The sequence below is a fragment of the Pseudomonas sp. AIG genome, assembly GCF_977020205.1.
This window is the reverse complement of record NZ_CDROCK010000018.1, coordinates 71,382-85,668: the sequence shown is the minus strand read 5'-3', so window position 1 is coordinate 85,668 and position 14,287 is coordinate 71,382. Positions and strand designations below refer to the sequence as shown.

10 protein-coding genes are annotated in these 14,287 nt (G+C 61.5%); 2 read left to right on the top strand and 8 right to left on the bottom strand.

The genetic code is table 11. From position 1 onward, the window contains the following. Nucleotides 1-82: 82 nt before the first annotated feature. From ACWR1S_RS13100 to ptsP, 3 genes are read right to left on the bottom strand one after another with little or no spacing between them, the layout of a single operon-like run. Nucleotides 83-1,816, bottom strand: coding sequence for a PTS fructose-like transporter subunit IIB (locus tag ACWR1S_RS13100; protein WP_454563777.1), 1,734 nt, complete (start codon nt 1,814-1,816; stop codon nt 83-85). Nucleotides 1,817-1,827: 11 nt separating this feature from the next. Further along, nucleotides 1,828-2,769, bottom strand: coding sequence for a 1-phosphofructokinase (gene pfkB / locus ACWR1S_RS13095; RefSeq protein WP_454563776.1), 942 nt, complete (start codon nt 2,767-2,769; stop codon nt 1,828-1,830). Continuing rightward, nucleotides 2,769-5,630: a phosphoenolpyruvate--protein phosphotransferase gene (gene ptsP, locus ACWR1S_RS13090; RefSeq protein ID WP_454563775.1), complete on the bottom strand. Its 2,862-nt coding sequence runs from the start codon at nt 5,628-5,630 to the stop codon at nt 2,769-2,771. The genes pfkB and ptsP overlap by 1 nt, the downstream gene beginning before the upstream one ends. Nucleotides 5,631-5,938: 308 nt before the next feature. On the opposite strand from ptsP, the gene cra reads away from it, so the two are divergent. After that, nucleotides 5,939-6,934 (top strand): catabolite repressor/activator, encoded by a 996-nt coding sequence (gene cra / locus ACWR1S_RS13085; protein WP_454563774.1) that lies wholly within the window; start codon nt 5,939-5,941, stop codon nt 6,932-6,934. A gap of 3 nt (nt 6,935-6,937) precedes the next feature. Next, nucleotides 6,938-7,714, top strand: a complete 777-nt coding sequence (locus ACWR1S_RS13080) for a TatD family hydrolase (RefSeq protein WP_454563773.1) — start codon at nt 6,938-6,940, stop codon at nt 7,712-7,714. On the opposite strand, the gene ACWR1S_RS13075 is transcribed toward ACWR1S_RS13080, so the two are convergent. The 5 genes from ACWR1S_RS13075 to ACWR1S_RS13055 all read right to left on the bottom strand — a co-directional run bounded on the left by ACWR1S_RS13075 (nt 7,715) and on the right by ACWR1S_RS13055 (nt 14,224). Next, nucleotides 7,715-8,104, bottom strand: coding sequence for a hypothetical protein (locus tag ACWR1S_RS13075; protein ID WP_454563772.1), 390 nt, complete (start codon nt 8,102-8,104; stop codon nt 7,715-7,717). A gap of 249 nt (nt 8,105-8,353) precedes the next feature. Continuing rightward, nucleotides 8,354-9,058, bottom strand: coding sequence for a methyl-accepting chemotaxis protein (locus ACWR1S_RS13070; RefSeq protein WP_454563788.1), 705 nt, complete (start codon nt 9,056-9,058; stop codon nt 8,354-8,356). A 1,524-nt stretch (nt 9,059-10,582) separates the two neighbouring features. Then, entirely contained in the window at nt 10,583-11,422 is an 840-nt protein-coding gene (ampE, locus tag ACWR1S_RS13065) for a regulatory signaling modulator protein AmpE (RefSeq protein WP_454563771.1), read from the bottom strand. Beyond that, nucleotides 11,419-11,979, bottom strand: a complete 561-nt coding sequence (gene ampD, locus ACWR1S_RS13060) for a 1,6-anhydro-N-acetylmuramyl-L-alanine amidase AmpD (RefSeq protein WP_427120046.1) — start codon at nt 11,977-11,979, stop codon at nt 11,419-11,421. The genes ampE and ampD overlap by 4 nt, the downstream gene beginning before the upstream one ends. A 64-nt stretch (nt 11,980-12,043) precedes the next feature. Continuing rightward, nucleotides 12,044-14,224 (bottom strand): DUF1631 domain-containing protein, encoded by a 2,181-nt coding sequence (locus ACWR1S_RS13055; protein ID WP_454563770.1) that lies wholly within the window; start codon nt 14,222-14,224, stop codon nt 12,044-12,046. Nucleotides 14,225-14,287: the final 63 nt, after the last annotated feature.

Genomic DNA, 14,287 nt, shown 5'->3' with positions numbered 1-14,287 from the left:
TGCGTCCTATTAGTCGAAATCTTATTCGCTGACACACCGTTTTCGCGAGCAAGCTCGCTCCCACAGGGTTTTGTGGAGCCAGTTAAGCCTTCGCCGGCTCCAGCGCCAGCTCGACGGCTTCCGGGCGTTTGACCGTCGCATAGACCACGGCGGTCAACAGACTCCCCGCGACAATCGCCAGCAAATACAGCAACGCATGATTGATCGCATTCGGAATCGCCAGCACAAACAAGCCACCGTGCGGCGCCATCAGTTTGCAGCCGAAGTACATCGACAACGCACCGGTCAGCGCACCGCCGGCGATGCTCGCCGGGATCACCCGCAACGGGTCTTTCGCGGCAAACGGAATCGCCCCTTCGGAAATAAAGCACAAACCCAGCACCAACGCCGCTTTCCCCGCCTCGCGCTCGGTCTGGGCAAACTTGCGCCGCGCAATAAACGTAGCGATACCCAGGCCTATCGGCGGCACCATGCCCGCCGCCATGGTCGCAGCCATCGGCGCATAACTCTGCGAAGCCAGCAGCCCGACCGAAAACGCATACGCCGCTTTGTTGATCGGCCCGCCGAGGTCGACGCACATCATGCCGCCGAGCAGCACGCCAAGCAGAATCGCGTTGGTGGTGCCCATGCTGTCGAGGAAATGCGTGAGCGCCCCAAGCATGCCGGCAACCGGTTTGCCGACCACGTAGATCATCACCAGACCGGTAAACAGGCTGGCGAACAACGGGATGATCAGAATCGGTTTCAGCGCTTCAAGACTTTGCGGCAAAGCAACATAACGGCTGATCGCTTTCGCCGCATAACCGGCGATAAAACCGGCGACGATGCCGCCGATAAAACCAGCGCCCAAGGTGCTCGCCAGCAAACCACCAATCATCCCCGGCGCCAGGCCCGGCCGGTCGGCGATCGAATAGGCGATGTAACCCGCCAGCAGCGGCACCATCAACTTGAACGCGGTCTCGCCGCCGATCTGCATCAGTGCAGCAGCCAGCGTGCCTTCTTCCTTGAACGCTGTGATGCCGAACATAAAGGACAGCGCGATCATCAACCCGCCGGCCACCACCATCGGCAGCATGAACGACACGCCGGTCAGCAGGTGCTTATAGACGCCGGTCTTCTCTTGCTTGGCCGGTGCCTTGCCGTCGCTCGCTGCGCTTTCCACAGCGCCTTCGGCCAGCGCTTTTTTCAGCGTGGCCTCGGACTGTTTCAAGGCAATCCCGGTACCGCAGCGATAAATTTTCTTGCCGGCGAAACGCTCGGTGGCGACTTCGATATCCGCCGCCAGCAATACCACGTCGGCTTCGGCAATCGCCGCTGCGCTCAACGGGGTTTTCGCGCCCACCGAGCCTTGAGTTTCGACCTGCAGTTCATAGCCCAGGCGCTTGGCGGTTTGCTGCAAGGCTTCGGCGGCCATGAAGGTGTGGGCGACACCGGTTGGGCAGGCGGTAATCGCGACGATGCGCGGTGCACGTGGCGCATCAGCGACCGGTGCAGCCGCGCTGGCGACGTAAACTTCAGCCTCTTCAGCACCCCGACGCAGCACCGCTTCGACATCTTGCAGCGCCTGCGCCGGCGCGATCTGGAAGACCCGTTTGCCGACAAAGCGGCTCATGTCCACCGCGCCGGTGGCGACCAGCAACACCCACTCGGCCGCCGCAATGGTCGCCGCCGACAACTCGCGCTCAGGGTGCGCTGCATCGACCACTTCAACGCTGGTGCTCCAGCCCTGACGCTGTGCTGCCGCATCGAGCAGACGCGCGCACAGCACACTGGTGACCATGCCGTTCGGGCAAGCCGTAACAATGGCTAATTTCATGACAAACCCTCTTATTGTTCTGTCAGGGGACGCACGCGCACGCCCTGTTCGAGCTGCGCCAGTTGCGCAGCATCGTTGATGCCGAAACCGATCTGGGTCACCGCCATCGCCGCGATCGCAGTAGCCGTGCGCAGGGTTTGTTCAGGCGTGTCGGCGCTGAGCAGACCGTGAAGCATGCCGGCCAGCAACGAATCACCCGCACCGACCGTGCTGGCGACGCTGACCTTGGGCGGTGTGGCATGCAGTGCCGAGCCGACGCTGAACCAGTTCACGCCATCAGCACCGTGGGAGATCACCACGTGCTCGATGCCTTGGGCATGCAAACGCGCCGCTGCTTGCGCTTCCGCCGCGTGGGAAACCACGTCGCAACTGAGCGCATCGGCGAGTTCTTCAGTGTTCGGTTTGATCAGCCATGGACTGGCTTTCAACGCTTCGCGCAATGCTGCGCCGCTGCTGTCGAGAGCGACTTTCAGGCCAAGTTGATTGAGCCGTTCGATCAGTTCACGCAACCACTGCGCCGTGACCCCGCGCGGCAAACTGCCGGCGACTACAACTGCGTCGTGCCCCGGTGCGATCTGCACCAGTCGATCGAGCAACGCCTGCTGCGCGGCGGCGTCGACCACCGGCCCCGGGCCGTTGATGTCGGTGATGCGGCCATCCTGTTCGGCGACCTTGATGTTGCTGCGCGTCTCGCCCGGCACACGGATAAACGCGTCGACAAAACCGCGCTTGGCGAACAGGGTTTCGAACGCTTGCAGATTGTCTTCGCCGAGAAAACCACTGACCGTCAGTTGATGGCCGAGGTCGGCCAGCACTTGCGCAACGTTCACGCCTTTGCCAGCGGCGTGGGTGTGCATCTCATCGCTGCGATTGACCTCACCGGCCTCCAGGCGTGGCAGTTCGACAGTGAGGTCGAGCGCCGGGTTGAGGGTCAGGGTAAGAATCTTGGCCATTACAGGGCCTCCACTAATGCACGCACTTCGTTGGCGCTGCCCACGGCCAGGGCGTGTTGAGCAAGGGTTTGCGCCTGGGTCAGGCTGAGTTCGCGGATGCGCGCTTTCACTTCGGCAATGCTGCGTCCGGACACGCTGAGTTCATCGACGCCGAGGCCAACCAACACCGGCACGGCCAGCGGGTCCGCTGCCAGCTCGCCGCAGACACCGACCCATTTGCCATGGGCGTGGGCCGCGCGCACGGTGATGTCGATCAGTTGCAGCACCGCCGGGTGCAAACCGTCAGCCTGCGCCGACAGCGTCGGGTGACCACGGTCGATGGCCAGCGTGTACTGGGTCAGGTCGTTGGTGCCGACGCTGAAGAAGTCGACTTCCTTGGCCAGCACCGGCGCGAGCAAAGCGGCGGACGGCACTTCGATCATGATCCCCAGTTGCAGATCGGCAACCGGGATTTCCAGGCGTAGACGTTCAGTCATGTCGCGGGCCTGACGCCACTCTTCGACGCTGCCGACCATGGGGAACATGATCCGCAGCGGACGGTTGTCGGCCGAGCGCAGCAAGGCGCGCAATTGCGCTTCCATGATCTGCGGACGCTGCAAGGTCAGGCGAATGCCGCGCACGCCGAGGAACGGATTTTCTTCCTTGGCGATCGGCCAATACGGCAGCGGTTTGTCGCCGCCGACATCGAGCGTGCGCACCACCAGCGGACGACCGGCGAGGCCATCGAGCACGCGGCGGTATTCGGCTTCTTGCGTGGCCTCATCCGGCGCTTGCGGATGGGCCATGAAAATCAGTTCGGTACGCAGCAGACCGATGCCTTCGGCGCCCTGCTCCACTGCGCTGATCACGCCCGCGCTTTCGCCGATGTTAGCGAACACTTCGACGGCGTGGCCATCGGTGGTGTGTGCCGGTTGATGGCGTTGTTCGGCGGCAATCTTCAGGCGTTGTTCGCGGCTGTCGCGTTCTTCGGTAGCGCGTTGCAGGGTCGCGGCATCGGCGTCGACGTGCAGACGACCGCGTTGACCGTCGAGCAGCAACGGTGTGCCCGGTTTGAGCAGCAACACTGCCGCGCCAGCGCCGACCAGCGCCGGAATCCCGAGGGCGCGCGCAACGATTGCACTGTGCGCGGTGGCGCCGCCGCGAGCGGTAAGAATCCCCGCGACACGTGCCGGGTCCAGCCGCGCGACGTCGGACGGGCCGACCTCGTCCATCACCAGAATGTACGGCTGTTCAGGTTCGCTCGGCGTCTGCACGCCACACAGTTGTGCCAACACGCGACGACCGACGTCTCGCAGGTCCGCCGCGCGCTCGGCAAGCAAGGCATCCTGCAGCGATTCCTGTTGTTTCGCCGCGGCTTCGATCACCGCCATCCACGCCGCTTCAGCGCTTTCGCCCTGCTTGAGGCGGGTGTCGACTTCGTCGGTGAGTTCCGGGTCGTCGAGCATTTCCTGGTGGGTGATGAAGATTTCGCGGATGGCTTTGGCTTTGCTGCGTTCGATCAAGCCCTGGATATCGCTGCGTACTTCGCTGAGCGATTGTTTGAGGCGTTCGCGCTCGACGGCGGCGGACTCGCCCCGCAACGGATAATCGATGCTTTGTTGCACTTGAATATGCGCAGGCCCGATGGCAATGCCCGGGGCTGCCGGGATTGCTTGCAACTGAGCGCCGGACGCCGGAGCGATCAGTACTTCGGCGATGTCGGCGATGACTTCGCGTTGCTGACTGACGGCGGGCAGCGGCTCGACTTCTTCGCCAAGGCCTTCTTCGATAGCAGCGAGCAAGGCCGGCAAGGCATCAGCGGCAATGCTCGGCTCGGCGATCAACTCCAGCACCTGACCGCGACGGGCGCCGAGGCTGAGCAGTTTGCTCAAGCTCTTCACCGACACGGCGCTGTCCTGACCATCGACAATGCGCACGCGAATCTCGCCATCAAAACTCTTCGCCAGTTGCGCAAGGATCTTCGCCGGGCGCGCGTGCAAACCATGGGCGTTGGCCAGGGCAATGCGTGCGCTTGGCCAGTCGGCGGGCAACTCACCGCCGAGCACTTCGAGGACTTTGCGACTGCTGGTGGCGCGGCCCAATTCATGGCCGCGACCTTCGATCAGCAACGCACACAAACGTTCGAGCAGCGCTTGGTGCGCTTCGCCAAGGCTGGCCAGACAAAACAGACCGCTGAGCGGCTTGCCGAGGTAGCGCATCGGTTTGTCCGGCGTCACGAACGCCAGCCCCGGACGCTTCACGGTCTGCTCGCTGTGCAACCACCACAACCCGTCGCCCAACGGCAGCGCTTCGACCTGTTGCAGCACCGCCGAGAAACCGTTGCTCACACAATCGGCCTGACGCAGCAGGCGCGCGCCACGCCAGACCAGCTCTTCGAAATCATCGGCCGAGACGCCGAGGCCGATCATCTGCGCATCCAGCGCCAGCTCCTGCGGCGCGCCTTGCAGCAGTTTCAGCAGCGCTTCAGGCGAACTGGCACGACGCAAAGCCTGGCCCAGATCGGTCTCGCCAAGGGCGCGGGTCAGCAGTTGCAGCAGGCGCAGGTGTTCGTCGGATTTGGCGGCGATGCCAATCGCCAGATAAACGATCTGGCCATCGCCCCAATCCACGCCTTCCGGGAACTGCATCAGGCGCACGCCTGTGGCGAACACCTGATCGCGGGTTTCCGGGGTGCCGTGAGGAATGGCAATACCTTGACCGAGAAAGGTCGAGCCCTGGGCCTCGCGGGCCTGCAAGCCGGCGAGGTAGCCGTCGGCGACCAGACCATCGGCCACCAGGTGATTGGCCAGCAGTTGCAGGGCAGCGGGTTTATCCACGGCCGATTGGCCCATGGATATCTGCTCTATAGTGAGCTCGAGCATGCGATCTCCTTTTTGGCGCTTTATGAGTGCCAGGTATTGTTTTGAATGGTTTGCAGCTTAGGCGCTTTACCGCTTTGCTTTTCAGCGGCAGTTTTGGCGGTTTCACGGCAGAACCGGCCAAAGACGTCTAAAACGTAGAAAATACGCTTGCTGAAACGTTTAATCTAGATTGATCGGCACGTTACTCGATAATGTCCCATCCTTGAAGTCCAACTTGTCGGATGCGTTGCGACAATAGTCGCCTGCCCTAATCGGGTAGGATTGGCGAAAATGTTGCGGCAAGCTCGCAAAAACAAGGAAATCCCGGGTTGAAACTCAGTGATATCGCGCGGTTGGCCGGAGTGTCCGTGACCACCGCCAGCTACGTCATCAACGGCAAGGCCGAACAGCAACGCATCAGCACCGCGACCGTCGAGCGGGTGCGGGCGGTGGTCGATCTGCACGGCTTCACGCCAAACCCTCAAGCGGCCGGGCTGCGCAGTCGGCATACGCGCACGCTGGGCTTTATTCTGCCGGATCTGGAAAACCCCAGTTACGCGCGGATCGCCAAACTGCTCGAACAAGGTGCGCGGGCGCGCGGTTATCAGTTGCTGATCGCCAGCTCCGACGATGCGCCCGACAGCGAGCGCCAGTTACTGCAACTGTTCCGCGCGCGTCGCTGTGATGCGCTGATCGTCGCCAGTTGCCTGCCAGCCGGTGATGACAGCTATCGGCAGTTGCAGGCCAAAGGGCTGCCAATCATCGCCATTGACCGGGTCATGGAACCCGAGCATTTCTGCTCGGTGATCAGTGACGACCGTGAGGCCAGCCTGCACCTGACCCAGAGCCTGCTCGATCCGCAACTGAAGCAGATTGTGCTGCTCGGCGCGCGCCCGGAACTGAGCATCAGCCAGGAACGTGCCGCCGGTTTCAAACAGGCGCTGGTCGACTTCAAAGGCGAAGTGCTGGTCGAGCATGCGGAATCTTTCAGCCGCGAATGCGGCAAGCAATTGATGGAAGAACTCCTGCAACGTCTTGGGCATTTGCCCGACGCATTGGTGACGACTTCCTACGTACTGTTGCAAGGCGTGTTCGATGCGCTGCATGACTTCCCGCTGAAGTCGCGCCCACTGCGCCTTGGCACCTTCGGTGATACGCAGTTGCTGGATTTCCTGCCGCTGCCGGTCAACGCCATGGCCCAGCAGCACCAGTTGATCGCCGACAAGGCGCTGGAACTGGCGCTGGCCGCCGTCGAACAGTCGCAATACAAGCCCGGCGTGCAGGCCATTGCGCGGACCTTCAAGCAGCGTATTCACCGAGACTGAGCCGTGGAGCTGATCGACAGCCACACCCACCTCGACTTCCCCGACTTCGACGCCGATCGTTCGGCGTTGCTTACCGAAAGCCGCGCCCTCGGGGTGCGGCGGATGGTGGTGTTGGGCGTTTACCAGGGTAATTGGCAACGGGTGTGGGATCTGGTGCAGAGCGATGCGGACCTGTACGCGGCGTTCGGTCTGCACCCGGTGTATCTCGATCAGCATCGTCCCGAAGATTTGTCGGCACTCGGTGATTGGCTGACCCAGCTGCATGGTCATCGACAGTTGTGTGCGGTGGGCGAGATCGGTCTGGATTACTTCATCGAAACCCTGGACCGCGAGCGGCAACAGGCGCTGTTCGAGGCGCAGCTACAATTGGCCGCTGACTTTCATTTGCCGGCGCTGATCCATGTGCGACGCAGCCACGCGGCGGTGATCGCGACGCTTAAACGCTTCAAACTCAAACGCGCGGGGATCATCCACGCCTTCGCCGGTAGCCGTGAAGAAGCACGGGAGTACATCAAACTCGGTTTCAAACTGGGTCTGGGCGGCGCACCGACCTGGCCGCAGGCGTTGCGCATGCATCGGGTGCTGGCGGAACTGCCGCTGGAGTCGATCGTGCTGGAAACCGATTCGCCGGACATGGCACCTGTCATGTTTCCCGGCCAGCGCAACAGTCCGGCGCATTTGCCGGCGATCTGCGAGGCGCTGGCCCGACTGATGAATATCAGCCCGCAACAACTGGCCACGGCCAGTACCGCCAACAGCTGCGAGATTTTCGGCTGGTAATCAGTCGGCGTGCGCCTTGGCGGCCTCCAGAATCAGCGTCAGATGCTGACGCTGGCGCGCGTAACGGACAACCACCAAGTACACAAAGATCGTGATCAGTGACGCGTTCAGTTGTTCGGTGACGCTCAGCAGTCCCACCCATTCCATCACCAACGCCACCAGCAGCGCAGTGCACACCGTCACCGAAGCACTGAAGCGCAGCAGCGCCAGTGAATCGAGGGACTTGAAGCGCTTGATCTGTTGCGGACAGCGCAGCTCGAGGGTTTTCTGGCAATGCTCGCAGGTGAACGGTTCGTTGATCGAGATGGCATTGAGCTGCCAGGGTTTGAGCGCCAGCGTAGTCTGACAATGAGCACAACGGCCCTGGACTCCCAGGGTTGCGACAGACATGAGCAGCCTCCTCTTCGCGATCAGTTTGAGTATGGATACTGGCTCATTGATGGGGAAATGCCAGAGTCTGGAGAGAAACAGGATTGGGCTTACGGCCGGAAGTGAAAAAGTACTACAAAAGGTTCTGACAAAACGCAAAACCTTGTGGGAGGAAACCTGCTCGCGAAGGCGGTGTGTCAGGTGACAGCGATGTCACTGACAGATTGCATTCGCGAGCAGGCTCGCTCCCACATTTTGATCCGGCTTGTTTCAGACGCGGAAGGCGCTGATCAGTTGTTTAAGCTCAACAACTTGGGCTGACAGTGCCCGGCTGGCATCTTCGGTCTGGTGCGCACCCTGCGCCGTGCGCTCGCCGGCGCGGTTGATTTCGACGATGTTCTGATCGATGTCATGGGCCACCGCTGTTTGCTGCTCAACGGCAGCGGCGATCTGTTGGTTCTGATCGACGATCATTCCCACAGCCCCGAGGATATTTTCCAGCGCCTGCTGAACCTTCTCCGATTGCCCGACGGTGCCATTGGCCATCTGATGGCTGACACCCATGGCTTTCACCGCCGCCCCGACGCCGCCGTGCAGCTTGGCGATCATCTGCTCAATCTCTTCGGTCGATTGCTGGGTGCGTTTGGCCAGGGTGCGCACTTCGTCGGCGACCACGGCAAAACCACGTCCCTGCTCGCCGGCACGGGCCGCTTCGATCGCGGCGTTGAGCGCCAGCAGGTTGGTCTGTTCGGCGATGCTCTTGATCACTTCCAGCACGCGGCTGATCGACTGGCTGTCGCTGGCCAACTGGTTGATCACCCGCACCGACTGGTCGATTTCGCTGGCCAGCGCAGCAATGCTGCCCTGCTGCGACTCGACCAGGCCACGACCGCTGATGGTCTCGTCATTCACGCTGTGGGCACTGCTGACTGCTGCGGCAGCACTGCGTGCCACCTCCAGTGAAGTCGCCGACATCTGATTCATCGCCGTCGCCACTTGTTCGATCTGCGTACGCTGTCCCGCCACCGCCTGATTGCTCTGCGCGGAGACGTTCTCGACCTGCCCGGCCTGGCGCTCGACCTCGCCGACGGTCTGACCGACCCGTTCGATCAAGTCATGAATCTTGCGCACCGTGCCATTGAACACCTCGCCCAACTCACCCAATTCATCACGGCTGTTGGCCTTGAAGTTGACCGTCATGTCGCCCGCCGCGACCTTGTCCATCATCGCTCCGAGGCGTTTCAGCGTGGTGCGGGTCGAGGCGTAGAAACCACCGTAGAGATAGAAAATCAGCACAAACACCACCGACAGCGCCACCGCCTGCAAGACCATGTGCGTGCGGTTCTGCGCCAGACGCTGCTGTAATTGAGTATCGAGGAATTTCAGCGTGGCTTCGTTGAGCTGGTAAGTCCGGTCGATCAGCCCGGTGACTTGATCGTAAAACGCCTGCCACGGCGCATCGAGCGTGTCAGCCATCACCACCTGCTCTTCGAACAGTTCGCTGGCCTGTTTCAGCGAGGCCTTGCTGCTGTCGGCCGCCGCGCTGAGGTTGTCCCGCGCGGCTTTGCTGGAGCCGAGGGCGTCCTGCAGCTTCAGACCGTATTCGGCCTGGAGTTTTTCGATCTGCACCAGCAGCTCATCGAAACGGGTGCTCGAAGCACTGTTGAGAAAACCCTGGCCCAACGAATAAGAGCCCATGGCCCGGCCTTCACCGAGGGTTTGCGTGACGCTCGGCGTGATCAGGGTGACCAGCTCGCTGAGCTGGCGGATATCGCTCTGGTTGTCGCGGCTCAGTCCGGCCTGACTGGAGATGATCTGGCTGAAAATCTGCGCGCTGGCCAGCAGTTTGCCAATCAACGCGCTTTTGCTCTGCAGCGAGTTTTCCGCTTGCTGGGCCTTGAACGCGGCGATCATTTCATCGCGTTTGCCATCGAATACTTTGATCTGCTCGGGATCCTCGGTCATCGCCGTCAGCCCTTGCAGGCGTGTCAGAACCGCTTGTTCGAGGGTGGTGATCTGCGACTCGACATTCCCGGCCTTGCCAGACTGGCCGAGGGTGACGTTGATCTGCACCAGGTTGTTGAGGGTTTCCAGGTCCCGGCGCAGGGCCAGGCTGCTGCCCAGCAGATCAAGGCTTTGCAGCTCGACTCGGGTGCCCTGGAATTCGCGATAGGAATCGCGCACCAGATAGAAATTGGTCACCAGCATCGGCACCAGGAACAGCACGCTGATCAGGCTGAACTTCATGCCGAAGCTCAGACGGTTCATCAGCGAGACGGCGGGATAGAGCAAGCTCTTCACTGGAAGTCTCCCTTGGTTTTTCTTGTTTTTATTGGCAGGCGCGGGGCGACAGCAGATAGCCACTATCGAGCGCCATCTCTGTATAGCTCAAATCGAAGGGAGGTTTTGTAACTTAAGGTTAACGGCATCGCAGCCCGCGAAACACACATCCCCCTGTAGGAGCTGCCGCAGGCTGCGATCTTTTGATCTTTCTTTAAATCAGTGGATCAGGACTGTCCACAAGGCAAACCCGGCATACCACAGCACCGCCGCACGCAGCAGCAGTTCCCACAGGCAATCGAGGGTGTTGATGCCTTCCGGCCCGACCACGGGAGGCGGAATCTCCCCCGCCGCCAGACCGACCCGGTTGATCAGCTGCGCCGCGCTGATGTTCCAGTTCAGCAGTTCATGCAGCATCACCCGGCTGACTGCGACAAAGTTGCCGACCAGTGCCAGGCTCGCCGCCAGCAAGCGTACCGGCAGCCAGTCGAAGGCATGCCGCAGTTGCGCGGCGCGCTCGACCAGCGCCGGGTTCTGGCCGTGCTCCTGCGCCAGCGCCAACAAGCGATACGCCAGTGCCGCCACCGGACCGAGCACGAAATACCAGAAGATCACCGCAAAAAAGCTCTGGTAGGCCTGCCACAACAGATGCCCTTGCACACGCTCAAGCAGCTGCTCGCCACTGTCGGCGCAGATATTCAGATCACGCTTGGCCACGTGCGCCGCGGCTTGCAGATCCTCACGGCGCCAGGCATCACGAAACGGCCCGAGACCGCCAAGCAAGTCACCGCGCCCCAGGCTGTAAATCACCACCAGCAAATGCACCGGCAACGCCAGCAAACCGTAGGCCACCGGCTCCAGCACCAGCAGCAACAGCGCCAGCAACGCCACCGGCAACAGCACCAGAATGGTCAGCACCAGCCAGGGCCGTTTGGCCAGCCGCGCGCTGGTTTCGAGTTTGTTCAGTTCGCGGATCCATCCGCCATCGCGTTGAACCCGATGACGCAGGGCCGAAAACTTCTCGATCCACAGCGCCAGCAGTAACACCAGAAAACTCATTGTCCTTCCTCTTGTGCCAGGGCTGCGCGGTAACGCGCCCAGTCGAATGCCGGGCCAGGATCGGTCTTACGCCCGGGTGCTATGTCGCTGTGCCCACAAATGCGGGCGCCGGTGATGGCCGGAAATGCGCTTTGCAACTGGCGGGTCAACGCCGTCAACGCCTGATACTGCGCGTCGGTGAACGGCAGATCATCGGTGCCTTCAAGCTCAATGCCCACGGAAAAATCGTTACAGGTTTCCCGGCCTTCGAACATCGATACACCCGCATGCCACGCCCGTTCAAGACAGGAGACAAACTGGGTGACCTTGCCGTCACGTTCGATCAGAAAATGCGCGGAAACGCGCAGATCGGCGATCCCTGCAAAGTAGGGATGTTCAGTGACATCCAGACGATTCTGGAAAAATTCCTGCACCTTGCCCGTGGCGAACTGCGCCGGCGGCAGGCTGATGTTGTGGATGACCAACAGGGAAATTTCGCCCGCAGGGCGTTCATTGAAGTTGGGCGATGGGCAGACCTGCACCCCGTGACACCACCCGCTAGCGGGATCCAACTGCATACCGATTCCTTCAACGCCGACTGTGTTGGCGCCCAGTATGCCGTGATCGGCCCCCGGCGCGCGATCACTTGCCGCGATTGAGTCGCCGCAGATTGCCCAGCACCGACTCCAACGCGCGGTCGAACAGCAAGGTGTCGTCCAGCGCACGCACCGCGCCGCGTTCGAATTCCACGGCCAGCGCGATGCGGCCGCGCTCCAGCACTTTCATGCCGGTGCGATCGACAAATACATACTTGCCGGTGGCTTCGATGATGGCCGCCAGCTTGCAGCGCAGGCTGTTTTCATCGTCCTCTTGAAAAGCCACCCAACTGCCCAGACGCAGTTGCTCGACCTGACGCAGACCAGCGGCGTCATGGGGCAAGCGTACCGATGTCATCGCCAGACTGCTGTCGTCGGCGGTTTGCAACACGATTTGCTGCGACACCTCGATCAGTGGCGCGACCTGATCCGCCTCAACGGAACGCTCCAGCACCTGCACATGGAGGGCTTCCAGCTCACTGAAAAACTCGCTGGTGGCGAACGGATCGAACGCCGAACTGCTCAGGCCATCCCGCAGCGACTTGAGCAACCCCGGCACCAGCGCCAGCAAGCGCAGGCTGGATTCAGCGTCTTCATGACGCTGCACACTCCAGATCAGTTGCTCCATGGTCTGCACATCGGCCTGCCATTCGGCTGACTGATCACCGTGTTTGAGGCACGTCAGCAGCAACACCTTGCTCCAGGCGTCGTGGACGAAGGTGACCACGGACGGCGGCAGGGTTTTGCCCAGCAGCGCGTGATTCAACGCCCGTTCGACCCGGCGCCGGGCCAGTTCGGTTTTCGCCCGCCCTTCTTCAGCGTCACGCAGGCGCTGTTCAAGCAGCTCGCTGCGGCGGCGTTCGTCGCTGGTGAACGCGAGGAAATCGGCGAGCAACTCGGAAAAAATTGCCGGATCATCGACAAAGTCAGTCAGCAGACGCTGCACCACTTGCTCGATACGCAGGTACAAGCTGTCGCGCGCCTCACCGTCGCAGCCGCCCCAGCCCATCGCCGCCTCGGCGATTTCGTTGAGCAGGCGCCGCGCCGGGTGTGTGCTGCGACTGAAGAAACTTTTGTCGAGCACCGCGACCTTGAGCATCGGGATCTGCAGCCGGGCGATCAAGGCCTTGAGCGAATCCGGCACAGTGCGGTCTTCAAGGATGCAGTCGAAGACCATGGCGATCAGGTTGATCACGTCTTCGTCCGCATCGCCGACGATCCGCGATTTACCACTTCTGACGCTGACGCGGGTCAGCAGTTGTTCGAGCTGATTGCGCAGATCGAAGTCATCCTGCGCTGCCAGCGCCGGCACGTATTGTTGCAGGTGCGAGAGCAGACGCAGCAGGTCGCGGGTGGAAATCGGTTGCGCTGCCACGCTGGGCTCCAGCGTCGGGGCAACACTGCCACGCACCTGCGCGAGCAATTGCTGCAGCGCGGCGAACACCTCCTGCACACCTTCATCGACGGGCGGCGTATCGTCGCTTTCATCGCTGTTCACACTGGCGATCGCACGATCAATGGCGCGCCGCGCCGGGGCGGCTTTCAACTCCGGCAACACACCGGTGGCGAGCAACAATTGATTGGCTTCGGCGTAAAGCTGTTCGGTGTCGGCCAAGACATAACGCTCAAACAGTTTGAGCAGGATCAGCTTGACCTTGATTTCCACGCCCAGATTACGCCCGGCCTGGAGGAAAAACTCGCAGAGCATCGCCGGCCCGAGCGGATTATGTTGATCGTCGAGGGGGTTACCGAGCAGCGCGTTGAGGCGTGCGGTCAGTTGATCGAGCGCGAAGCCGTCGCGCTTGAGTACGCGACCGACCATGGTCTCGACCGCCACACTGCGTTCCATGTCGTCGCTACGCGGAGCGAACTCGTCGTACATGAGGGCGTGCGGCAGTGTGTTGTGCGTGGGATCGTACTGAGTCAGACCGACGAAGGCTTCGAAGAATTGCTCGAGAAAACCGCGCTCGATGTTTTTGCGCTTCAGACGCAGGTCGCGCATGGCTTCGAAAAAGATGTTCTGCTCGACATCGTTGCGCGCCCGATCAGCCATTTCAAACAGCGTGTCGTCGGCGTTATCGAACAGCTCCTGCAAACCGTGGCGCAGTTGCTGGGCAGCCTTGTCGCGAACCTGAAGCAGAATCACAGGCAGGCGGGCGAGCGGCGAGTGATTCGCCTGATCGGTAGCAGCCTTGTGCAAAGGCACTACTTTCCCGTCGTTGTGCATCCAAGCCTCCTGGAACGGTGATTCTTCTTTGGGCAGAAATATCGACTGCGCAGGGACGTCAAA